The sequence below is a fragment of the Cycloclasticus sp. genome, from assembly GCF_019090545.1.
Taxonomy (GTDB): domain Bacteria; phylum Pseudomonadota; class Gammaproteobacteria; order Methylococcales; family Cycloclasticaceae; genus Cycloclasticus; species Cycloclasticus pugetii.
This window is the reverse complement of sequence record NZ_JAHRVT010000017.1, coordinates 15971-38780: the sequence shown is the minus strand read 5'-3', so window position 1 is coordinate 38780 and position 22810 is coordinate 15971. Positions and strand designations below refer to the sequence as shown.

Sequence of the window (22810 nt, the reverse complement as noted above, 5' to 3'; positions counted from 1 at the left end):
CTCTTTATATTAATCCTTATTATCAGCACATTTTACACTAGCATCGTCTGATATACTTAGTCGAATGGCAAACCCCAACGTTCAGCAAATTTTTACGCTTTTCTCTGCTTGGAAAACTCACCTTGTTTTCTGGTTAGGCGCTATTTTTGTAGGCTTGTCATCGGTCGCTTTAACTTTCGGAAGTGAATTGGTCAGCACATTATTTAGAGAGCTGCATCAAAAATACTTGATCTACAGCTTTTTATTTACACCTATCCTCCTTACTTTTCTTGCTTGGGTCACCTTTACTTTTTTTCCTGGCTCAGAACGTAGCGGTGTCCCGCAAGTTAAAGCAGCGCTTGAACCTTCAGAAGCCGGCCTTAACAAACCACTACTTAGCTTTCGAATCCTTGTTGGTAAACTATTCCTTAGTATTGGCGGTATTTTTGCCGGCGCTTCTGTTGGTTTAGGTGGGCCAGCTATACACATTGGCGCCGCCTTGATGACTTACTTTGGGCGGTTTGCTAACTTTGGACCTCATTATTTAGAACGCGGACTCATTTTAGCTGGCAGCTCCGCCGGTTTTGCAGCACTTTTTAGTGTCCCATTGGCTGGCATTGTATTTGCCATCGAAGAAATGGGGCGCTCACTTGAGGAGAAAACCAGTGGGCTCATTATCACTGCCGTTATTTTTGCCGGTGCTACGGCCTTAATTCTCCATGGGCAATATGTGTTTTTGGACAACTATCCAACATCCTTTCCTTGGGGAAAAGCTTGGCTCATCATTCCTGTCTGCGGTATTGCTACTGGGTTTATGGGCGGCCTTTTTAGTTTAATCCTTCTTAAAGGCGGGCCTTTTTTAAAATCTATAAACTACTTATCACCCCTTAAAATTGCCTTTATTTGCGGCATCATTATTTCTATTCTTAACTACCTGTCTGAGGGTGCAACTGCAGGGACGGGCTACCAAGAAACTAAAAACTATCTATTCAATGCGCAAAGCATGTCATCTGAATACCCTTTGATGCGAATGCTCGCCAGTATAGCCACCTTTTTTATTGGCATTCCTGCTGGTATTTTTGTACCATCCCTTTCGGTTGGCGCAGGCATTGGAGCCAACCTAGCTGAGTGGCTGCCAATTGCCCCTGTCTCAGTTGTCATTCTTTTAGGCATGACAGGTTATTTTTCAGGCATGTTACAAGCACCGTTAACATCCTTTGTCATTATTATGGAGATGACTAACTCACATGATTTATTATTGCCAATGATGGCTACAGCTTTTATTGCCAACGGAACATCTAAACTAATTTGCCCTATAGCCTTATATCAAGGGTTAACTCAAAACTACCTTAGTGCAAAACCCAATGAACAAAAATAAATCCTTCCAATTTATATTAGCCATGTTACTGATTGGTTTTGCCGGTTTGGTGTATTTCAATAGCGGCGCCATCAATCAGGTTCCTGACATTTCAATAAGCACCATAAACGGAGAAGAAATTGCCACCACCTCACTCCATGGCAAACCTGCTTTAATCACGTTTTGGGCCACCGATTGCCCTAGCTGTATTAAAGAAATACCTCATTTAAAAGCGATCCATGCAGATTATGCTGATAAAGGTGTGTCTATTATCGCTATTGCTATGAAGCATGATCGCCCAGAGCATGTTATCGCGATGACACAGGCGAAGTCTCTTCCATACACTATTGCTTTAGACCCGAAAGGCGATGTCGCGAAAGCTTTTGGTAATGTTCGTTTAACACCGACTACCTTTTTAGTCGCACCCGATTCAACTATCGCCTTACACAAGCTTGGGCTGTTCGATGAGGAAAAGATGCGAAAACAGCTCGATAAATTATTGGCTAAAAGCTAATGTGGTACAAAGCGCTACATATGATATTCATGGTCACCTGGTTTGCTGGCCTATTCTACCTGCCTCGCTTATTTGTCTATCACGCCATGAGCGATGATGAGACCAGCAACAAGCGTTTCAAACTGATGGAACGAAAATTATACTTTGGCATCATGACACCGGGGCTGGTCCTTACCCTCCTTTTTGGCATCTTAATGCTGACAGACTATGCCTGGGCTGCGTTTGGCCAATCGGGTTGGCTGCATGTAAAATTAACATTAATTGCATTACTGTGTATTTACCATGTTTATTGTGGCAAGTGGCTACTTGATTTTAAGCACGATCGTAATAAACATGGCCACGTGTACTTTCGTTGGATGAATGAATTACCCGTGTTATTTTTGGTTGGCATTGTAATTTTGGCGACAGTTAAACCTTTTTAGACCTGCACTTCCGTATTAAGCCTTGTATAATCTTTTTCAAATTAACTCCAGAGCCTATTTATGACTAACACCGTTCAATGTGTCGTCCTTAAAACCGAATCCGAAGCCTTAGACAGTGCTCCCCATCCAGGTGAGCTAGGTGAACGCATTCTGGCAAACGTATCCAAAGAAGGCTGGGCATTATGGCTCGAGCGCTTATCAATGATTATCAATGAAAATGGTTTAAGTACCGCGGATGTGGAAAGCATTCAAGTGATTGAGAAACACATGAAAGGCTTTTTCTTCAATGAAGGTGAAATGGGGCATGTTCCAGCTGGTTTTCATGAGGCTACGACACCGCCTAAAAACTCATAAGATTCACTCTTAACCCCGAGACTGAGAAATGGCTATTTTTTATATCGTTATCTAACTTTCTATAGGCTGCATTAAACAACCTATAGCCTTGATACCCCTCAGTAAAAACCAGCCGCCCAACGTACAAGTTGCAGCGAGTTCGAAGCCAACATAAAAAAAACCTAAAGCCTAGCTTTAGGTTTTTTAATAAGAATCAGCGCCGCTTTATAAAAAAACAGATACAACGTTAAAAACTAAGCGGCACCTCTAAGCTTTAAACGACCGACTGTTTTTTATCTGCAACCGCCACTAGAAGAGCCGCATGAACCACAGCCGCCTGAACCGCCTGTTGCCGCAAACACATTGTTGAAAACAAAACTCGCTTCGCCCATGCCTTTATCAATAAAATCAATCTCAACGCCACGCATATAATTCAAGGCCACTGAATCCACATACACCTTATAATCACCCGAATCTAATACGCTATCATAAGGTGTTTTTTCATCAGAAAATGTCATGCCATATGACATGCCACTACAACCACCACCTGATACGAAAATACGAATGGCATCCATTTCATCACCCACCTCTGCGAATAACTCGGAAAGCTTTTCACCAGCTGCCTCGCTAATATTGATATCCGCTGCCGATAAAACTGAATTAAATGAACCTGCTGCACCCATCGTTAACTCCTTATAAATATATTTATACCCCATCATTATACGAGAAATGACATCAAACCGCCTGTTAATTATTAAAGCAGAGAATTATTTGGTTGCTAATGAGAATGATTCGTATTAAGATTCCCTCTCACCCTAATTTTTAACTTTCTAAGAGAAAAGATTATCATGAAAAACAGTATTAAAAAGTCAGGTAGCTTAGCGCTTTTGTTGGGGGTTCTTGCTGCCCCACAGGCATCGGCATTAACGCTTGAAGACCTTGCTAAGAGGCTCGATGCACTGGAAGCAAAAAATAAACAATTAGAACAAGAAAACTCCCAATTGCGAGATGCTGTTGCCACAACCAACGACAAGGTAGAAGCTGCTGTTATCGCGACAGAATCTATTGCTGACAGTGCCAGTGGTATCCAAAAACTAGCTGATTGGGCAGACAAAACCAGCATTGGCGGTTATGGTGAATTACATTACAACAACCTTTCAGGCAAAGGTGGTGCTAGTGATAAAGATGAAATTGACTTCCACCGTTTTGTTCTATTTTTTGGCCATGAGTTTACCGATGATATTCGTTTTTTCTCAGAATTAGAGCTTGAATATAGCCTTTCAGGAGACGGCAAAGACGGTCAAGTTCAACTAGAACAAGCGTATATAGACTTCGACCTCAATGATAACCACACCGCACGTGCCGGTTCATTTTTACTACCTGTCGGTATTATCAACGAAACTCATGAGCCACCTACTTTTTACGGCACAGAACGTAACCCCATCGAAAAAAACATTATCCCAGCAACTTGGTGGGCAGCAGGTGCAGGTGCTCATGGTGAACTAGGAGCAGGCTTTAGCTATGACGCTTATATCCATTCTGGCCTTAATGTTGATAATGGTTTCAGTATCCGCAGCGGTCGTCAAAAAGTTAGCAAAGCAAAAGCGAATGATCCGGCTGCTACCGCACGTATTAAGTACACTGGCATCCCAGGTCTTGAACTTGCAGTATCAGCTCAACACCAACAAAACATGGGTCAAGGCTTAGTAGCAGGCCTAGAAAGCGGTAACTTAATTGAAACCCATGCTATTTGGTCTACTGGCCCCTTCACTGTCAAGGCTCTATATGCTGCTTGGGATATTGATGGTTACGCTGTTGAAGCAGTCGGCGCTGACAAACAAGAAGGTTTCTACGTTGAGCCATCTCTCCGTTTATCTGAAAAATTTGGTATATTTGCTCGATTCAACCAATGGGATAATTATGCAGGTAGCAACTCTGGCACCGCTAAAGATACTGAAAAGGAACAATGGGACGTTGGTATAAACTACTGGCCACATGAAGATGTTGTCATTAAAGCCGACTATCAATACCAAAATAATGATGATGGTAAAGAGCAAAATGGACTTAACCTCGGCATCGGCTATCAGTTTTAATCGGTCTACTTAAAAACCCATGAAAAGGATTGCCTTATTATTTGCCGCTGCTTTTTTCTTTCAAGCAGCCATCGCCAAAGGGGTCTATCAGACCCCTGAGGCTTTCCTCAATCAAGTGTTTGAAGGCAACACCCCCCCTTTATCATCGGTTTGGCTAACGAAAGATAAGAAAGAAGTCATCACTCAGTTTTTGCAACATAAGCCTTCGTTTATCCGCGTAAAATATTGGCAAGATGGCGAAAAAACAGCGTGGATACTTGACGAAGTTGGCAAAGAAAAACCCATTACTATCGGTGTCGTCATTGAGAGTGGAAAAATACAACAACTCAAAGTATTAACCTTTAGAGAATCACGAGGCTGGGAAGTTAAACACACGTTCTTTACTCGCCAATTCGATAATGTTGGCATCAACCAAGATCAACAACTTGATAAACATATCGATGGCATCTCTGGTGCCACTTTATCCGTACGAGCCCTAAAAAAAGTCGCTAGAATAGCCCTTTACCTCGAACAACAACTTTAAATCATGGGCAACAAAAGGTATCGCCGAAAAAAATTTAGTTCCTTATACCTTTGGCATCGCTACACGGGGCTCTTAGCTGCTGTGTTTGTCATCTTTATTAGCCTCAGCGGTATTGCGTTAAACCACACCGATGATTTGGCGCTAAAAAAAAAACACCTTAGCTCTAATTTTCTATTAGACAGTTACAACATCCAAGCGCCTACTTGGACCCGACAATTCAAAACAAAGCAATATACCGTCACACAGGCCGATGATTTATTATTCATCAATTCGAATGAGGCTATGGCAATAGACAGCATGTTAGCTGGTGCCATTGAATTTAATGATTTTTTACTTATTGCATTAACCAATACGGTACTGCTGATTGACGCAGACAACCAGCTCGTTGAAACATTGGGCACTCTCAACGGAGTCCCCGCTAATATTAATCGCATAGGGTCTACTAGTGATCAGCAAATACACTTGCTTGCAAACGATCAAATTTATCGACTCACTGAGGCATTGAGTTTTCAAAAAACTACCGTTGACGAACAGCTACACTGGGCCAGCCAAGAACCTTTATCAAAGACTGCACTTAAGGCCATCAACCAACGCTATAAATCAAACATTATTTCACTGGAAACCTTTATGCTAGACATACATAGTGGCCGTTTTTTTGGAGCCTACGGGGTTTTATTGTTTGATTTAATCGCAGTTATTCTTATATTTTTAGCTTTTACCGGGGTTATTATTTGGATACGACAATCTCTCAAACACCGCCAACGTGACTAAAAGTAAGCAAGCACTTACTACAACTAACCCATCCAACAGCTTTATATTTGATGGTGGACGCGTAAATGATACAAATGTCGCTCAGCATCGATCAAATGCTGCCCCCAATGAAGAAAGAACCCATCACGCCATAGGTTCAAAGCAACAGATAAGTTCTCTTGGCCGCAATTAATAATATCTAAGCCCCGTTTAATCTCGAAGTAAAGGTCGGCCAAATCTTCAGACAGGCTTCCATACAGTTCGTTATGGATTAACTCCTCACCTACTTCATAACCGTCTTTCTCGCCTAATGATTTTTTAAGGTGGCAGAAAAGCTCGAAGCGCTCATCAATATCAGATAATGCAAAAAAGCATTCCGCCCTATTATTTGCATGATCGATTACTTCCATAACGGCGTGAATTCTTGGCAAAACCAAACTAATTTGAGTCAGCCAGTTCTGCGCCTCAAACTCATCTATATTTTCAATTAGAAAACAAAACCGTCTTGCATCCTCCGGCAGTTCTTGGATTTGTTTTGAGATTTTATTTCTATTTTCGTTTCGCACACAGTAAGCTTAGACAAAATTAGAAGAAATACCGTGAATTAATAAAATAATGCTACAAATAAATTTACCGCTCGTATGATTCGCCTGCTCTTAGTTATTGCCGTTGCTTTAGGTGCCATCTATCTCGTCCGATGGTTCCTCAACACCCCCGCTGAAACCGTTGCTGCCACTATTCGAAAATCACTTTGGTTGTTGTTAGGTCTCGGGCTTATCTTTCTTGCTGTCACCGGCAAACTAAATATTATCTTTGCCTTTATTGGCTCCGCCATTCCACTTATTGCAAAGCAGTTGCCCAATATTTTACGCCTGCTTGGTGTGGCTAAATTAATAAAATCCACTAAAAGCAAAGCTCAGGGCAACACCCCACCGCCTTCAGCGCAAGCAATGAATCAACAACAAGCCCTCACTATGCTGGGCTTAAAGCCCGGCGCTTCAAGAAAAGACATTATTGCAGCACATAAACGACTCATGCAGAAAGTACACCCCGACAAAGGCGGTTCCGAAACCTTAGCGAGTCAAATCAACCAAGCCAAAAACTTACTTTTAAAAGAATATGAACCATGATCAAAGCATAATATTCGCCATCTTAACGGTAACCCTTGCTTTATTCGCTTGGGGACGATGGCGATATGACATTGTTGCGTTAACAGCCATGACTGCTGTTCTATTATTTGGCCTTGTTACCCCTAATGAGGCGTTTGCAGGCTTTGGGCACACAGCTGTTATTACCGTTGCCGCTGTGTTGATTATCAGCCAAGCACTCAAGAATGCCGGCGTTGTTGATGTTGTGGCCTCCTACTTATTACCCCACACTGGTAACGCCATCATTCATATTGCCTTATTAACGGCTCTTGTCACCTTTTTTTCTGCCTTTATGAATAATGTTGGCGCGCTTGCTTTATTACTACCAGTTGCCATTGCCACCGCTAAAGAGCACGGCCGATCACCCGCGATGGTTTTAATGCCCTTGGCGTTTGGTAGTATTTTAGGCGGCATGAGTACGATGATTGGTACGCCACCCAATATTATCATTGCAAATTATCGTGCTGACATTACTGGAACCGCTTTTAGTATGTTTGATTTCTCACCGATTGGCTCCGTTATCGCTGTCATTGGCGTCACCTTTATTACCTTAATTGGCTGGCGGTTAATACCAAAAAAACGATTTGAAGAAAATCAGCCCGAAAAGCTATTTGAAGTCAGTAGTTACTTAACCGAAGCGAAGGTGATGCCAGAAAGCCCCTTAATTGGCCTTGCTGTTAATGAAGTTGAAGACCTTCAAATTAACGATATTGGCATTGTTGGCGTTGCTCGTGGTCACTATTTTGCGCTTAATACGAACCCAAATTATAAGCTTAAAGAAAACGATATCTTAATCCTTCGAGGCGACCCGTTAACCTTGCAGAGCAAATTTGCTGATTCACACTTAGAATTTCAAACAGCCACTGGAAAAACATTTGATAATTTAACCGAGGGCGACCTCGCACTGACCGAGTGTGTTATTACCGCCACTTCTCCGCTGGTTGGCCGAGATGTTTCTTATTTACGTCGCCGAACCGCTAATTCAGTTGCTGTTATCGGCCTTGCTCAAGAAGGATCTGTGGTTCGCAAACGCCTACGCAACAATACCTTTCAGGCCGGTGACGTCCTATTGCTACAATACCAAAAAGGTTTAATTAACGACATGCTCACAGGGCTCAATCTATTACCGCTCGCCGAACGTGGCATTCAAATTGGGCAACACCGCCGGGTTTTGATAGCTTTGGCAATATTTATTGGCGCGATTATTCTCGGTGCAATCAATATTTTGCCAATGGCAGGAGCCTTTATCTTAGCCATTCTTGTATATTCCATCATGGGGTTTTTGCCTGGCAAAGACGTTTATCGCGATGTCGATTGGCCAATTATTATTTTACTTGGTGGCATGATTCCGGTTGGTCGCGCCTTAGAAAGCACAGGCGCTACCGAGCTGGTTGCCAGTAGCATCGTTAGTATCACTGAAGGGTTACCCATCTACATGGTTTTAACGCTGATTCTAGTAACCACAATGTTTTTATCCGACATTATCAACAATGCTGCCACTGCGCTAGTAATGGCCCCTATTTCTGTTGGCATTGCAAATCAACTTGGCGTGAATATAGACCCCTTTCTAATGGCCGTTGCCATTGGTGCCTCTTGCGCTTTTTTAACACCTATTGGGCATCAATCCAATACACTTGTAATGGGGCCCGGCGGTTATCAATTTGGGGATTATTGGCGAATGGGACTACCCTTGGAAATTATTATCACGCTGATCTCTGTCCCCCTTATTCTAATCGTCTGGCCGTTGTAATAACGACCAGACACTAGAAATATTTATTAACGAAGCAGAACGTCTGCTAGATCAATCACGTCAATAACTGTACCGTTTCCTTCTAAAACCCGTACCACTTTATTACCTACTCGACGGACTTCTTCACCATCACGTATCGTAGGCAGTCGTCTGGCCAACTCATGCGGGATACGTTCTGAGTATCGTAAAATATCGCTATCCAACACTTCTCCGCGGGCTACTTTTGCCTCCCAACCTGGAGGCAACTGACCACCACGATCTAATTTCTTTTGCAAACCATAAGGTACCTGTTTGTCCTTATTTTTTTTATACTTTTTATCGGCTTTATCATCACCATCACGGCGATAATAATCTTTTATATAAGAACGTTCTGACTCAGTAAAATAATGTTTCGTTTTTTCTTTATCTTTATTTTGCTTCTGTTTTTCTTTTTTACTGCCTAGCGTGTCGTCGAGCTCCTTTTTATCCAGCTTCTCAGAGCGACCAAACCAGCGCTCCCAAAAGGATTCACTGTGTTCGGCCTTGCCTACAAACTCGCCCTCTGGTTTAGCCGCATGCACGGCTGTAATCGAGAATAAAAAAAGCAACACCAAAACACCCATTGTTGATCTTTTAGCTAACATAACCCTCTCCTTATTTATAAACATCTGGACACTATAAGCGAACTTAACTGAACAGCTTCTTAATCATTAACCGACAGTTCCTTTATATACTGAAATATTTTCCGTGCAGCAGCTGGCGGCTTTTGTTTTTCCAATTCTTGATTCGCTTTTCGTTGAAGCTGCCTAATGTGTTGGCGATCCGCCTGTGGGTAATTCACTAAGAATTCGCTCAACGCTGCATCTCCTTGCTCGACTAACTTATCTCGCCATTGCTCCATCATATGTAAGCGAGCTGTCGCCGCCCTGTCTTTATCGAGCTGTCGTTCAATGGCTTGGTTAATCCCTTCAACATCGGTACTGCGTAACAATTTTCCAATATACTTAAATTGCCGTTTTATCGCCCCGCCTTTAGATAGTTTTCTGGCCACAACAATGGCTTGTCTTAAGTCATCCGTTAATGGCATGCCATCGAATTGATCTTGCGACAAATCCGCAATCCTTTTCCCTAGCGCCACCAAATCATCCGCTTCTCGTTTAATTTGAGTTTTACTGATGAGTTCTGCTGCTCTTGCTTCTTCTTGATTCATTAACTATATAACCTGATCTAATAATAACGACATGCTAACAAATTAACCGTGTATTGGTTTAATACACTCGGTTTTATTGTGTTCAAACCAAGCATAAAAACCTATTCTTATTTGAGGCATCTACTTATGCCTTGTTATATACAAAGCCATCTGCATGTCCCTTAACAGACCTAATAACGGCTAACTACTCGATCAAACATCGAACATTTTCACCCTTAGCTGGTCAGCACTAAAAAAATAACAAATAAAATAACAGCCGCTATGGGTAACAAAATACCAGCCCAGTCCTTTTCCGCCTCTTCACTTTGTTTAAGCGCCGCTTTAATACCCGGTCTAAACCAAAAAATAACCAATAACGCTAACGCGCCCAACGCTAATTGCTCCCACAATGCCATATTCATCTTTTAACCGCCTTAATTTGTCTCGATAGGTTTTTCTTTCTCACAATTCCAACAATGTGAAAACTGTCCGTCACTTTCTTCTCCACAAAACGAACATCTCCATGCAGGTAAATCTTGCTCACCCAGTGGATCACTGGCCAAATACTTTTGCGCTAATTGTTCGTCACGTTCATCATTTATCCAAAGCTCTGGCCAACACTCTGTCGGTGGTAACTCTCCGGCAGCGGCCCCTAAAAACTCATTTTTGATTTGGCAGGCAATCCCGTGTTGTTCGAGGTAGTTTCTCCAAAAAGCAACCTCGATAAAATTTTGCGCTGTAAAAACTTTAATCATCGTTTACACTGCCTCTTCTTTTTACACGCTTTACTGTTATGACGAAACCTCACTATATCGACACCAATGAACAGCTTTCTGAGTTTTGTAACACGATAAAAAACGAACCTTGGTTGGCGATAGATACTGAGTTTCAACGGGAAAAAACCTACCGTTCAATACTGGCGTTAATTCAAATTGCCACTGCCGATATAGTCGCTATCATCGACCCAATAGCCTGTGACATCAAGCCCTTATTGGATATTTTATACAGCCAAAATATACTCAAAGTCTTCCATGCCGCACGTCAAGATCAAGAAATTTTCTACGATTTACGCGGCAAGCCATTAGCGCCTGTTTTTGATACTCAAATTGCCGCGCCCATTTTAGGCCACCCAGAACAAGCCGGCTATGCACGATTAGTGGATGATATTTTGGGTGTGCAATTAAGCAAAGCTCATTCACGTACAGACTGGCTACGTAGACCGTTAAGCGAAGAACAAATCACCTATGCAGCTGACGATGTGATTTATCTAGCCAAGCTTTACCCATTATTAGAAAACCAACTAAAGGAAAAAGACCGACTTAATTGGTTGGCGCCAGCCTTTGCCGATTTATGCAAACCTTCACTGTATTCCAACCCACCAGAACTTGCATGGAAAAGGATCCGAGCAGCCAAACGTTTAAAAGGTGGCGCCTTATCTGCGTTACAAAAATTAGCCGAATGGCGTGAAGACCTTGCACAACAAAAAGACATCCCTCGTGGCTGGATAATTAAAGATGATATTTTAATAGAGGTGGCCAAACTCAAGCCAACCAACCTCCACACTCTATCGTCTATTCGCGGCATTTCAGACAAATTCACCGATAAATTTGGGCGCGCAATTATCGACATTATTGCCAATGCCATTGACAAAAAACCAGCCTCTACTGCGGCTCAACAAAAACCTAAGAAAGTCACTGAAAAACAAGAAGCCTTAGCCGATCTATTAATGGCTCAAGTAAGATTGAAAGCCGCCGCCGCGAACGTCAACGCCACGTCTCTCACCAATCGTAAAGAATTATTACAGTTGATCCATGGTCAACGCGATCTTGAGTTATTGAGTGATTGGCGCAATGAGATGGTTGGCCAAGATCTCCTTGCTACGCTGGAAGGCGATAACAACTTTAGTGTCACTTCAGGTGAACTCGTTATTTCACCTTCAACATAAGGTCTACTATTTTGGCTTTTTCTTAACCTTAGGAATGGTTAACCGTGTCCCAGTGCTAACACGATTAAGGTCGACTTTCGTATTGTATTGCCTTAACAACCATAACGGCACATTTTGTTGTTGCGCTAATAACCAAACAGAACTGCCGTTTTTGAGCCGTAATGTTTCTGTTTCAACAACGCTAAACCGCTTAAAAAAGTCATCCTGTATTTTTTTATGAAAAGCCAAGCGCTTGCTTTCTAATTGACGCCTGTCTACATGCGAGAAATCAAGCTTAAGTCGATCGCCCATCCTTAGCCGAGATTGAGCACTCATCTTATTAAGCTTTCTCAAGACCGCCGTTTTTAACGACAACCATTCGGAAAAATGCCCAAGCGTCTCATGACTTTGAACTTCGACAGACCCATCATCGGCCACTCGATAATTACTCGGGTCCGCTTTTAAACTGTTTTCTTCTACATTGTTTTTAGGGTTAAGGGCCTTTGCACTCGCAGCGACTGACAATACACCTGGGGTTGCTCGTATCCGCAGTTTTTGTCCTACATATAAATAATGCTTATTTTTTAATTTATTTAAAGACACAATATTCGCCTCAGACACGCCTACCCTACTTGCAATAGCTGATAAACGATCACCCTTTCTGACGGTATAAAAAATAGCATCCTGCGCTACTAGGTGTGCGCCCTTTAATTCGTTTTTCGCTATATTAGGTAACTTTAGTAGCTGACCAACACGAATCTTATGTTGACTCTTTAGCCCATTTATCGCCACTAACTGACTGGTTTTTACCTTAAAGCGTTCAGCAATTTTAGAGAGCGAATCACCTCGTTTCACCCGATATGAAACATCAGGTTTTTGTTTCATTGATTGCTCGTCAGGAGGAATTCTGGCCATTAACCCTTTAATCGACGCAGCACCCGTCTCTACCGGCACCCGAAGCTTGTAGCCCTTTGGAATATATTTATTGTTTGACCAAACGGTCGGTTGTAACGCTGGGTTCAACGATTTAAAAATATTATTGTTAATCCCAAATGCCGTCATTAAGCCTTGCGCCGAGTAATAGGATGGCAACTTAACCTCTTGAATCACCATCGGGGGGTCTCGTTGCACTTGCCCAAAATATTTTGACGGTTGCTGGTCAATATCGTGTGCAGCGACAAACGCATTATAAAAATTTCGTGAGGCAAACCCAAACGTACGGCCCTTATATTCACGCACTATTTTGGCAATATCAGTTCCCCCCGTCGCTGACACTGCGCGCCTCATACCCGCAGCGCCGTGGTTATAAGCGGTTAATGCTAGCGGCCAGGTTCCCGTAATTTTATGGTTATCTTTTAACAACAAGCCCGCTGCCCTTGTTGCCAGAAAGGGGTCTAATCGTTCATCAACGACGTGATCAATACGCATAAACCGACGCCCCGTAGAACGCGTAAATTGCCACAAACCAGCAGCTCCAGCATGCGATCTAGCATCAGAACGAAATGATGACTCAACATGCGGCAAAGCGGCCAACTCATCCGGCAAATCAAGCTTTTGAAATTCTTCCTTAATATACGGCTGCCAACGCCCTGCCCTCACCAACCCCTGCTTAAACCGATCTGCTTGCCCGAGTTGAAAGCGTAACCGGTTTGCCGCTTCTTTAAACTCTTCGCCGGTAGTACCTGTTGGCCACAAGGCTTTAATATGCCTATATCGCGCCTGATCTAGTCGTTTACTTGGGTTAGCCGCAAGGTAGAGTAAAATGTCTTGGTAGTACTTTTTCTTTTGTTTAATGGATTGTTGACGTTCTTTATAGCTTGTGCCCGGTGTAAAAGATAAGCGTTCATAAATGATATTCAACCGCTGATTATCATGTATAAAGCCTTCGTCAGTCGTCACTTCTGTGTAAACTTTTAACCAAAAATTAACATCTGGCTTTAGCACATGCGGCAATGGAAATGCCTCTTGGTCTCTTGCCAATGATGTATTAGATAGTATCGCCGCCATAAGACATACGACTATGAGTAGGCGACGCACCCTTTGGCTTTTCGATATGTTTAAAACGGCCATATTGACCAACCAGAATCTAATGTCGACTCACAGCCTTTTAACTGTGCTGAATAACGTTTCGCCTGAGCACCCACTTTTTTCGCAACACGTCGCAACCACCCCTTTGCTAAATATGTGCCACGACTGTATCCGCCGTGACCTTCATGGTAAGCAAGGTATTGTTTTTCGGCATCCCATTTTGATATCCCCAACTTTCGTTGCGACACATTGGTGTACCAGCCAATAAAATCGGCGACATCGGCAAAGTCGTCACGGTCTGCACCGTAACTATCTGTCGACTTCATATACCACTCCCAAGTTGAATCCTGCGCCTGACCATAACCATACGCACTGGATGACCGAGGTAAAGGAACAACACCCAAAAACCAATCTCTTGGAGGCTTAACATTCGATTGAAAGCGAGACTCTTGATGAATAATCGCCATTTGCACAGCTATTGGTGTGCCCCATTTTTTTTGTGCCGCTAAGGTTGCCGGGTACCAATCATCTTTTTCATAGAAAATAGCACACAGGTTTGCTTGGTTCTTAGGTGGTGTAGAGGCACAACCAAACAGCACCAGTGGCAGCAGTAGCATTAAGAACGGTTTAACCACGCCTCACTTTTTCCCAGCTATCTAGTGCGATAACAAATTTCTTTGCTGCTTGTTCCAATAAGGCCAAAAACTGCTCATGCTGACTGGTTTTTATCGCTTCCCAAGCCCGCTTTATATCCATATCTGCCTGCTCCATTATTTGCGCATCTAGCACTTGTTGGTACGCCCTATTAAGCGAGCTGATCATCATATTCAATTCAGCCTTTGCAACATTGCCTTCTGTTAACACCATCATACAAGCAGCTTCTGGGGCCTTTTGCAAGGACGTTTCACTCGACACCCCGCTCAACACAGCCCATTCATCTATATAGTAATTTTTTAACTGGTTGACCAAATGCATTAAACCCAGCATACAAGGTAAATCTTTAAAAAGCGTTGGATCGCCTCTACTAGCTGCCAACTCTGCCGCCACCTTCAATGAGGGGCCGACAATCATTTGATACTCTTCTGGACTTAGCCACTCTGGCTGTTTCTTATTCATATACTTTACTCAACGCCTTTAAATTATTGCTGCTCTTAAACACAAGCTTTTCGCTCTGTTTGTCTCACTTGCTAGCTTTATTATGACTGACTGGTTACTATATAATCTAGTCGAACGACATTAACTACCTCAACAAACTGAAGGAACAACAATGAAACACTCAACTTTACTGATCGCCGCACTGATTTCAAGCCTTTTATTCTTAACCGGTTGTGAAGAAGCCGAAAAAGCCGCCTCCAGCGCAAAAGATGCCGCTAGTAGTGCCGTTGAGTCTGCAGGTGATATGGCAAAAGATGCGGCAGATGCTACATCAGAGGCCGCTGGCTCAGCCATTGATGCAACTAAAGAGACCACATCTAGCGCAATGGAAAGTGCAAAAGAAGTAGCTACTGATGTAACTGAAGGTGCCGAAAACGCAATGGATGCAACGAAGGAAGCAGGCGCTGATATGCTTGATGCTGTTAAAGAAACAACAACTGATGCTGTAGACGCTGCTAAAGAAATGGCAAATGATGCAATGTCTCAAGCAAATGAAGCAACTAAGACGGATGCCGCAGCTGAAGAATAAGCAAACCTTCTTGGAAAAGCTAAATTAGCTGGCTTAATAACGGCCTAGCTAATTAAAAAAGCCCCTTAATAGGGGCTTTTTTATTGTTATGAAAATAAAAGACAACAAGCAAATACTCCACTTTTTAATTAACACTTCCCCCTGTCTACGCTTACTGAGTTTTTGGCATCAGCGGCAAAACGCCTCTATCACACGATAATTGCTAATTTCCAAAATAGCACAAAGCAACTTAAAACACTCAGACATCTTACTTCCAAAGTCTATCTATTTTGACTTGCTCAGTTCAACCACACCTTAAAAATCAAGGTATACTTACTTAACGGCGTAATAATTTTTATTATCTTTTCGTTGCGTTAAAAACCGAACAAAAGGAGAACTAAGTGTACAACAATAAAGTCATTTTATTAACCGGTGCTGGCAGTGGTATTGGTGCAGCAATCGCCAAAGAATTATCCGAATTAGGCGCACAACTTATTTTAGTAGGCCGAAATCAAGATAAGCTTGAAACCGTCAAACAAAATCTATCAGGCCAACACGATGTCTTGGCGGCTGACATTTCATCTTCTGAAGGCCGACAGGCCATTAAAGAACATTGTGAGCAACGAGCAGGTGGTATTGACATACTGATTAATAATGCTGGTATCAGTGCATTTACAGGCTTTGAAACCATGAGCGAAGAAAAAATTTCTTCTGTTATTCATATTAACTTAACCAGCACTATTTTATTAACACAGCAGCTATTGCCGTTATTAAAAGCTAAACCGTCTGCGCAAATTGTTAATATCGGCTCTGCTTTTGCTAGTTTGGCCTTTGCAGGCTTTACTGTATACAGCGCCAGCAAATACGGCCTAAAAGGTTTTACCGAAGCCCTCCGACGAGAACTTCACGGTGGCACGGTTGATGTGCGCTATTTCGCACCACGCGGAACTGATACACCGTTCAACGACGAGAACACCCAAGCGCTTAATGTGGCTATCAAGGCAAATATAGATACACCTGAAAAAGTAGCAACAGAGTTTGCCGACTTTCTACAAAGCAGTAAGGCTAGGCATTTTGTGGGTTGGCAAGAACGCTTATTTGGCCGCTTGAATGGGTTATTCCCTGGATTAATTGATAAGGCACTTGCTGGGCAACATCAAGCCATTATGGATTGTTTACCCCAAGCGGATAACGACAAGGGCTAAGTTTTCCAGCTCCCCTTAGCTTTAGGTATTTTTCACCTAAAGCGCGGTAACAACAGACAAGGCTCAAACCTACAACATAAAACCATTGTATATGTTGTAGTAACGAATCCGCTGTTTACAACACCCAATAAAAAAGCCCATTAACTATGGGCTTTTTTATTTATTATGTACAAAGCAGTCTTCGATGGTCTCTAAAATGGAATGTCATCATCAAAATCATCCATCGGTGCTGTAGGTTGTGCCGGTGCTGATGCAAAATTACTCGGTTTCGAGGCCGGCGCTGCACCTGCTGGCGAAAATTCAGCCGAACCACCGCCTCGGCTGTCCAACATTTGCATTGTGCTGGCTTTAATTTCTGTAGTGTAACGGTCTTGTCCGCTTTGATCTTGCCATTTACGTGTTTGCAAAGCACCTTCTACATAAATTTTTGAGCCCTTCTTAAGGTACTCACCAACCACCTCAGCTAAACGATTAAAAAACACTACTCTATGCCACTCTGTTTGTTCTTTTTGTTCACCTGTATTTTTATCTTTCCATGATTCTGATGTTGCCACGGTAACATTGGCTACCGCACCACCACTCGGCATATAACGAATCTCAGGGTCTTTACCCAAGTTACCCACCAAAATTACTTTATTTACGCCTCTGCTTGCCATGTTGTGCTCCGTTATTCTTGCCCTCAATGGGGCGGGTTTAAAGTTTAATCTCAGCCTGTTGCTTGATTAGTTGGGATGATTGCTTCTAGTGCCATCTCATCTAATAATTCATTATCGACCTTTAAATAAGCCGTTGAATCATCAACTGAAATACCAACATCTAGCACCCCTTTTACCGCTAATAGCTTATCAGTTATTTGCCGTGCCTGCTCGCTCGTTTCGATCTCCACGTGTTTCAACAAACTACTCATATGACGTGGGGCCTTCATGCTTAGCGCCACTATAAACCAAATAAATAAAATACCGCCACAGGCTAAAAACACGGAGGCTAAACCATAATTATTCCAGACTAGCCCGCCCATTAAACCACCACAAAAAGCGCCAAAAAATTGCGAGCTGGAATAAACGCCCATCGCGGTTCCTTTTCCGCCAGCAAACGCTATTTTAGAAATCAATGACGGCAAACTCGCCTCTAACAAATTAAATGCTGTGAAAAATACAAATAAAGAACCCAGCATGCCCCAAAGATGACCACTGAACAAATACAACCCGAGGCTAGCCAATGACAAGGCCGCTACAGCGCTAACGAAAACGACTTTCATCTTACGCTTTTTTTCTGCGAGGATAATAAAGGGTAGCATTGCCACTACCGATAACCCCAACACAGGCAAGTAAACCATCCAGTGGTGATCCGCAGCGATGCCCAGCTTCCCTCGTAAAACCAGTGGAAGCACAACAAACATAGCGGTCATCACTAAATGTAAGCAAAAAATACCAAAATCAAGACGTAATAGCTGCGTATCTTTTAACACCTTACCCATCAAAGCAGGAATAGGCTCTGCATCTTTATGCACCGATAATTTTTTCGCGTCTGGCACAACGTTATGCAGGATAAATATACCCACCGTGGCCAAAATCGCTGTAAACCAGAAAATACCCTGCAAGCCAACAACCGATGCTAACAATGGCCCCAGTACCATCGCAATACCAAATGAGATACCAATGCTGATGCCTATCGTTGCCATTATTTTTGTCCGATTTTGCTCCAACGTTAAATCGGCCGCCAACGCCATAATTGCCGCAGCAACAGCGCCACTTCCCTGCAAAGCCCGGCCAAGAATAATGCCGTATATCGTTGTTGATAAGGCAGCGACAACGCTACCAGCTACAAACAGTAATAAGCCAATCGTAATAATTTTTTTACGCCCAAAGCGGTCAGACATCAAGCCAAATGGAATTTGCAATAACGCCTGCGTTAAACCATAAATACTAATCGACAAGCCCAATAGCACCGGTGTTATTCCATTAAGGTGCTCGGTATACAGGGACATTACAGGTAAAATCATAAACAAGCCGAGCATGCGCATTGAAAAAATGCCCGCCAATCCTAAGCTTGCTCTTTTCTCTTGTTCACTCATTACTGATGGTTGGCTTGAAGAATCAGCCATAATTACTTTGCCTAGCCTTTAAAAAGACGGGTATATTAACAGGTTTGGTAATTTAATTAGATACGTAAATGGACACCATTCAAATTCGTGGCGCAAGAACCCACAACTTAAAAGATATTGATCTCGACCTGCCCCGAGACAAGCTGATTGTTATTACAGGTTTATCTGGTTCTGGCAAGTCTTCTTTAGCCTTTGACACGATTTATGCAGAGGGACAACGTCGTTACGTCGAATCGCTATCCGCTTATGCTCGACAATTTTTATCGGTAATGGAAAAACCTGATGTCGACCATATTGAAGGCTTATCGCCAGCTATTTCTATTGAACAAAAATCTACCTCCCACAACCCACGTTCAACAGTCGGCACCATTACAGAAATTTACGATTACCTGCGCTTATTGTTCGCTAGAACAGGTATTCCACAATGTCCCGATCACGGTACATCACTAGAAGCGCAAACCACCACGCAAATGGTCGATGCTGTACTCGCCTTAGACCCAGAAAAACGCTGGATGCTATTAGCACCGGTGGTACAGGAACGTAAGGGTGAGCACTTTAATACCTTAAATGATCTACGTAACCAAGGTTTTATTCGCGCAAGAATTGATGGTGAAATTGTTGAATTAGACGATGCCCCACCTTTAGAGCTTAAGAAAAAGCACACCATTGAGGTCATCATTGACCGCTTTAAAATTCGCGATGATTTGTCCGTTAGATTGGCAGAGTCTTTTGAAACGGCGTTAAAGCTCACCGAAGGTATCGCCGTCATCAGCAGCATGGATGACGATGAAGAAATTTTATTTTCATCGCGTTTTGCCTGCCCAACTTGTGGCTACAGCATCAGTGAATTAGAGCCTCGCTCTTTTTCCTTTAACAGTCCAAAGGGGGCTTGTTCAAGCTGTGATGGTTTAGGTATTACGCAATATATTGATGCTCAACAAGTGTTACATAGCCCTGATATTAGCCTTGCCGGTGGCGCCATCCGTGGCTGGGACAAGCGCAATATGTATTACTATCAAATGGTTATGTCGCTAGCCAAGCATTACCAATTTGATCCAGAAGAGCCCTTTAATTCATACCCAGAAGAAACCCAACATGCCATTTTATTTGGCAGTGGCGATGAGCCTATCAACTTTACAACGTTGAACAGCCGAGGCGAATCCATTAAACGCACACACCCTTTCGAAGGGGTCATTCATAGTATGGAGCGACGCTATCGTGAAACCGATTCAAACACCGTACGCGATGAACTGGCCAAATACTTATCAAGCAAGGCTTGCCCAGACTGCCAGGGCCAACGTTTAAATAAAGCCGCTCGCCATGTTTTTGTAGACACCCACACTTTACCATCAATCACAAACCTGTCTATTCGCCAATCTAGCGCCTTATTTTCCTCTTTAGAATTGGCTGGACACCGTGGCGAAATTGCTAAAAAAATCGTCAAAGAAATTAAGGCGCGTCTCGATTTCTTAATTAATGTCGGTTTAGATTACTTATCATTAGACCGAAGCGCAGACACCTTATCGGGTGGTGAAGCCCAACGAATACGCCTAGCCAGTCAAATTGGTGCTGGGCTTGTTGGCGTTATGTATGTATTAGACGAACCATCCATTGGTTTGCACCAGCGTGATAATCAACGTCTCATTAACACCCTGTTTCACTTGCGTGATATAGGCAATACCGTGATTGTAGTTGAACATGATGAAGACGCCGTTTTGGCAGCTGATCATGTGGTTGATATTGGTCCTAAAGCAGGCATTCATGGTGGTAACGTTATCGCTCAAGGCACGCCTGAGGAAATCATCAACGACCCTCTTTCCATCACCGGACAATATTTATCAGGCGCGCAATATATCGCTGTGCCCCAACAACGTCACCCCGTGGATGCCAGTAAAACACTGCGCATTAATAATGCACGCGCTAATAACCTAAAAAACATCAGTGTTGATATTCCCATCGGTTTATTTACCTGTGTTACTGGCGTATCTGGTTCGGGTAAGTCAACGCTTATTAACGAAACCTTGTACCCAACGGTTGCAAAAGTACTGAATAAATCATCCTTACCTATCGCCGCTAATGACGGTGTTGATGGCCTAGAACATATTGATAAGGTCGTTGATATCGATCAAAGCCCTATAGGGCGAACACCACGTTCAAACCCCGCTACCTATACTGGGCTCTTCACCCCCATTCGTGAACTGTTTGCAGCAACCCCAGAGGCGCGGTCACGCGGCTATACGCCTGGACGATTTAGCTTTAACGTAAAAGGTGGGCGCTGCGAGACCTGCAAAGGCGATGGTGTTATTAAAGTAGAAATGCACTTTCTTGCGGATGTTTACGTCAATTGCGAGAGCTGTAAAGGCCAGCGATACGGTCGAGAAACCTTGGAAATTCGCTACAAAGGTAAAACAATCCACGAAGTGCTCTCAATGACAGTTGAAGATGCTTGTGGCTTTTTTGATGCGATTCCAGTTGTATCAAAAAAACTCCGCACGTTGATGGATGTCGGGCTTGGCTATATTACCTTGGGGCAAAACGCTGTCACTTTATCGGGTGGTGAGGCTCAACGCGTCAAACTATCACGTGAACTATCAAAACGTGATACCGGAAAAACTCTCTACATTCTTGACGAACCGACTACCGGTTTGCACTTTGCTGATATACAGCAGTTACTTAGCGTTTTGCATACGCTTCGTGATCACGGCAATACCCTTGTGGTTATCGAACACAATCTAGATGTTATAAAAACAGCCGATTGGATCATTGATATCGGCCCTGAAGGGGGAGATGGTGGCGGACAAGTGATTGCACAAGGCACACCTGAAGCGGTCACTCAATGTAATGAGTCTCATACAGGGTACTACCTAAAAGATTTCCTAAACAAGACTAACGATAGCCTATCGGCTTAGAAGGAATTACCTTGATTAACAAAGCCACTAAGCTTTTCCCCGTTTGGGCAATACTTTTATCAATTGTCGCCTACGCAATCCCTAGCTTATTTATACCCCTTAAACCTAGTCTCTTTTTCTTATTAGGTTTGGTAATGTTTGGCATGGGTATTAGCTTAAGAGCACATGATTTTTTACGTATTCTTAAATCGCCTAAGCCTATTATCTTCGGCTTATTATTGCAGTTTCTCTGCATGCCTTTTTTTGCTTGGGGTATATCCACTTGGTTGCAATTACCCTTAGCGCTTGCCAGCGGCATGATACTGGTCGGCGCAAGCCCAGGCGGCACCGCCTCCAATGTTATTTGTTACTTAGCAAAAGGAAATGTTGCCCTATCGATCACGATCACCACTTTTTCAACCCTACTGGCGGTGATTGCAATGCCTGCCTTAAGCCTGCTCTACCTTGGTAAACAGGTTGATGTACCGGCCATGAAAATGCTTATGGATATTGTAAAGATTATTATTTTACCGGTCACAGCTGGCATCATAGTCAACCAACTTTTTGGTCGTTTTTTAAGCTCAACCAAGCAGGTTTTCCCATTGATATCTGTTTTTGCTATCGTGCTTATTATCGCCATTATCGTTGCACTCAACCAACCTCGTTTAGGCTCTATTGGGCTGTTATTAGTGGGCGCTGTTGCTCTGCATAACGTACTGGGCCTCTTCACCGGCTACTGGCTACCCCGAGCACTTGGTATGGATCGACAAACCTGCAAAACCCTAGCCATTGAAGTTGGTATGCAAAACTCCGGTCTTGCAGCGGCGCTGGCAGTTAAATACTTTGCTCCGCTTGCGGCACTGCCCGGCGCGCTGTTTTCCTTATGGCATAATTTAACTGGATCCCTACTTGCCTCTTATTGGTCTCGCGCTAAGTAATCAGGCATAAAAAAACGCCCTCT

The 22810-nt window shown here is 43.1% G+C and carries 25 protein-coding genes; 14 read left to right on the top strand and 11 right to left on the bottom strand.

The genetic code is table 11. From position 1 onward, the window contains the following. The first annotated feature begins 64 nt into the window (after nt 1–64). The 4 genes from KUG63_RS03765 to KUG63_RS03750 are packed head-to-tail and all read left to right on the top strand — an operon-like array spanning nt 65 to nt 2626. Nucleotides 65–1357, top strand: coding sequence for a chloride channel protein (locus tag KUG63_RS03765; protein WP_015005064.1), 1293 nt, complete (start codon nt 65–67; stop codon nt 1355–1357). Further along, nucleotides 1344–1850 (top strand): TlpA family protein disulfide reductase, encoded by a 507-nt coding sequence (locus KUG63_RS03760; protein WP_020933160.1) that lies wholly within the window; start codon nt 1344–1346, stop codon nt 1848–1850. The genes KUG63_RS03765 and KUG63_RS03760 overlap by 14 nt, the downstream gene beginning before the upstream one ends. Beyond that, on the top strand, nt 1850–2272 hold the full coding sequence (gene hemJ / locus KUG63_RS03755) for a protoporphyrinogen oxidase HemJ (protein ID WP_016390441.1): 423 nt from the start codon (nt 1850–1852) through the stop codon (nt 2270–2272). The genes KUG63_RS03760 and hemJ overlap by 1 nt, the downstream gene beginning before the upstream one ends. Before the next feature lie 60 nt (nt 2273–2332). Continuing rightward, nucleotides 2333–2626 carry an oxidative damage protection protein gene (locus tag KUG63_RS03750; protein ID WP_015005061.1) on the top strand — a complete coding sequence of 98 codons (294 nt, stop codon included), beginning with the start codon at nt 2333–2335 and terminating at the stop codon, nt 2624–2626. A 272-nt stretch (nt 2627–2898) separates the two neighbouring features. On the opposite strand, the gene KUG63_RS03745 is transcribed toward KUG63_RS03750, so the two are convergent. Next, on the bottom strand, nt 2899–3288 hold the full coding sequence (locus KUG63_RS03745; protein WP_020933161.1) for a HesB/IscA family protein: 390 nt from the start codon (nt 3286–3288) through the stop codon (nt 2899–2901). 165 nt (nt 3289–3453) lie between these two features. Between KUG63_RS03745 and KUG63_RS03740 the strand changes: the two genes are divergently transcribed. From KUG63_RS03740 to KUG63_RS03730, 3 genes are read left to right on the top strand one after another with little or no spacing between them, the layout of a single operon-like run. Next, nucleotides 3454–4698 (top strand): porin, encoded by a 1245-nt coding sequence (locus KUG63_RS03740; protein ID WP_020933162.1) that lies wholly within the window; start codon nt 3454–3456, stop codon nt 4696–4698. A 19-nt stretch (nt 4699–4717) separates the two neighbouring features. Continuing rightward, nucleotides 4718–5221, top strand: a complete 504-nt coding sequence (locus KUG63_RS03735; RefSeq protein WP_015005058.1) for an FMN-binding protein — start codon at nt 4718–4720, stop codon at nt 5219–5221. 3 nt (nt 5222–5224) lie between these two features. After that, nucleotides 5225–5992 carry a PepSY-associated TM helix domain-containing protein gene (locus KUG63_RS03730; protein ID WP_020933163.1) on the top strand — a complete coding sequence of 256 codons (768 nt, stop codon included), beginning with the start codon at nt 5225–5227 and terminating at the stop codon, nt 5990–5992. A gap of 41 nt (nt 5993–6033) precedes the next feature. Here the strand turns inward: KUG63_RS03730 and KUG63_RS03725 are convergent, their stop codons facing one another. Then, nucleotides 6034–6537: a DUF5063 domain-containing protein gene (locus KUG63_RS03725; protein WP_015005056.1), complete on the bottom strand. Its 504-nt coding sequence runs from the start codon at nt 6535–6537 to the stop codon at nt 6034–6036. Between the two features lie 75 nt (nt 6538–6612). Between KUG63_RS03725 and KUG63_RS03720 the strand changes: the two genes are divergently transcribed. Beyond that, nucleotides 6613–7101: a DnaJ domain-containing protein gene (locus KUG63_RS03720; RefSeq protein ID WP_020933164.1), complete on the top strand. Its 489-nt coding sequence runs from the start codon at nt 6613–6615 to the stop codon at nt 7099–7101. Continuing rightward, nucleotides 7091–8869, top strand: coding sequence for an SLC13 family permease (locus tag KUG63_RS03715; RefSeq protein ID WP_015005054.1), 1779 nt, complete (start codon nt 7091–7093; stop codon nt 8867–8869). The genes KUG63_RS03720 and KUG63_RS03715 overlap by 11 nt, the downstream gene beginning before the upstream one ends. Before the next feature lie 26 nt (nt 8870–8895). Here the strand turns inward: KUG63_RS03715 and KUG63_RS03710 are convergent, their stop codons facing one another. The 4 genes from KUG63_RS03710 to KUG63_RS03695 all read right to left on the bottom strand — a co-directional run bounded on the left by KUG63_RS03710 (nt 8896) and on the right by KUG63_RS03695 (nt 10792). After that, nucleotides 8896–9492, bottom strand: a complete 597-nt coding sequence (locus KUG63_RS03710) for a hypothetical protein (protein WP_020933165.1) — start codon at nt 9490–9492, stop codon at nt 8896–8898. A 59-nt stretch (nt 9493–9551) separates the two neighbouring features. Continuing rightward, nucleotides 9552–10058, bottom strand: coding sequence for a ribosome biogenesis factor YjgA (gene yjgA / locus KUG63_RS03705; RefSeq protein ID WP_015005052.1), 507 nt, complete (start codon nt 10056–10058; stop codon nt 9552–9554). A gap of 215 nt (nt 10059–10273) precedes the next feature. Further along, a complete protein-coding gene (locus KUG63_RS03700) occupies nt 10274–10459 on the bottom strand; it encodes a hypothetical protein (protein WP_277642414.1) in 186 nt (61 codons plus the stop codon). A 12-nt stretch (nt 10460–10471) separates the two neighbouring features. Beyond that, nucleotides 10472–10792 (bottom strand): DUF2007 domain-containing protein, encoded by a 321-nt coding sequence (locus KUG63_RS03695; RefSeq protein WP_015005050.1) that lies wholly within the window; start codon nt 10790–10792, stop codon nt 10472–10474. 38 nt (nt 10793–10830) lie between these two features. Here KUG63_RS03695 and rnd point away from each other — a divergent pair, with 38 nt between their 5' ends. Beyond that, entirely contained in the window at nt 10831–11982 is a 1152-nt protein-coding gene (rnd, locus tag KUG63_RS03690) for a ribonuclease D (protein ID WP_020161701.1), read from the top strand. Nucleotides 11983–11988: 6 nt separating this feature from the next. Here rnd and KUG63_RS03685 read toward each other — a convergent pair whose 3' ends face one another. The 3 genes from KUG63_RS03685 to KUG63_RS03675 are packed head-to-tail and all read right to left on the bottom strand — an operon-like array spanning nt 11989 to nt 15105. Continuing rightward, nucleotides 11989–13968, bottom strand: a complete 1980-nt coding sequence (locus KUG63_RS03685) for a LysM peptidoglycan-binding domain-containing protein (RefSeq protein WP_287554091.1) — start codon at nt 13966–13968, stop codon at nt 11989–11991. 50 nt (nt 13969–14018) lie between these two features. Beyond that, nucleotides 14019–14606, bottom strand: a complete 588-nt coding sequence (locus KUG63_RS03680) for a lytic transglycosylase (protein WP_016390437.1) — start codon at nt 14604–14606, stop codon at nt 14019–14021. Nucleotides 14607–14616: 10 nt separating this feature from the next. Then, entirely contained in the window at nt 14617–15105 is a 489-nt protein-coding gene (locus KUG63_RS03675) for a hypothetical protein (protein WP_015005046.1), read from the bottom strand. A gap of 151 nt (nt 15106–15256) precedes the next feature. Here KUG63_RS03675 and KUG63_RS03670 point away from each other — a divergent pair, with 151 nt between their 5' ends. Then, nucleotides 15257–15673 carry a hypothetical protein gene (locus tag KUG63_RS03670; RefSeq protein WP_015005045.1) on the top strand — a complete coding sequence of 139 codons (417 nt, stop codon included), beginning with the start codon at nt 15257–15259 and terminating at the stop codon, nt 15671–15673. 380 nt (nt 15674–16053) lie between these two features. Continuing rightward, a complete protein-coding gene (locus KUG63_RS03665) occupies nt 16054–16857 on the top strand; it encodes an SDR family oxidoreductase (RefSeq protein WP_015005044.1) in 804 nt (267 codons plus the stop codon). A 191-nt stretch (nt 16858–17048) separates the two neighbouring features. Here the strand turns inward: KUG63_RS03665 and ssb are convergent, their stop codons facing one another. Beyond that, the gene (ssb, locus tag KUG63_RS03660) at nt 17049–17513 is read right to left on the bottom strand and encodes a single-stranded DNA-binding protein (protein WP_015005043.1); all 465 of its coding nucleotides are present in this window, start codon (nt 17511–17513) and stop codon (nt 17049–17051) included. Between the two features lie 50 nt (nt 17514–17563). After that, nucleotides 17564–18961: an MFS transporter gene (locus KUG63_RS03655; protein ID WP_277642417.1), complete on the bottom strand. Its 1398-nt coding sequence runs from the start codon at nt 18959–18961 to the stop codon at nt 17564–17566. Between the two features lie 68 nt (nt 18962–19029). Between KUG63_RS03655 and uvrA the strand changes: the two genes are divergently transcribed. Both uvrA and KUG63_RS03645 read left to right on the top strand, forming a co-directional pair. Further along, nucleotides 19030–21870 (top strand): excinuclease ABC subunit UvrA, encoded by a 2841-nt coding sequence (gene uvrA / locus KUG63_RS03650; protein ID WP_020161698.1) that lies wholly within the window; start codon nt 19030–19032, stop codon nt 21868–21870. An 11-nt stretch (nt 21871–21881) separates the two neighbouring features. Further along, nucleotides 21882–22787, top strand: coding sequence for a bile acid:sodium symporter family protein (locus KUG63_RS03645; RefSeq protein ID WP_015005040.1), 906 nt, complete (start codon nt 21882–21884; stop codon nt 22785–22787). The last annotated feature ends 23 nt before the right edge of the window (nt 22788–22810 follow it).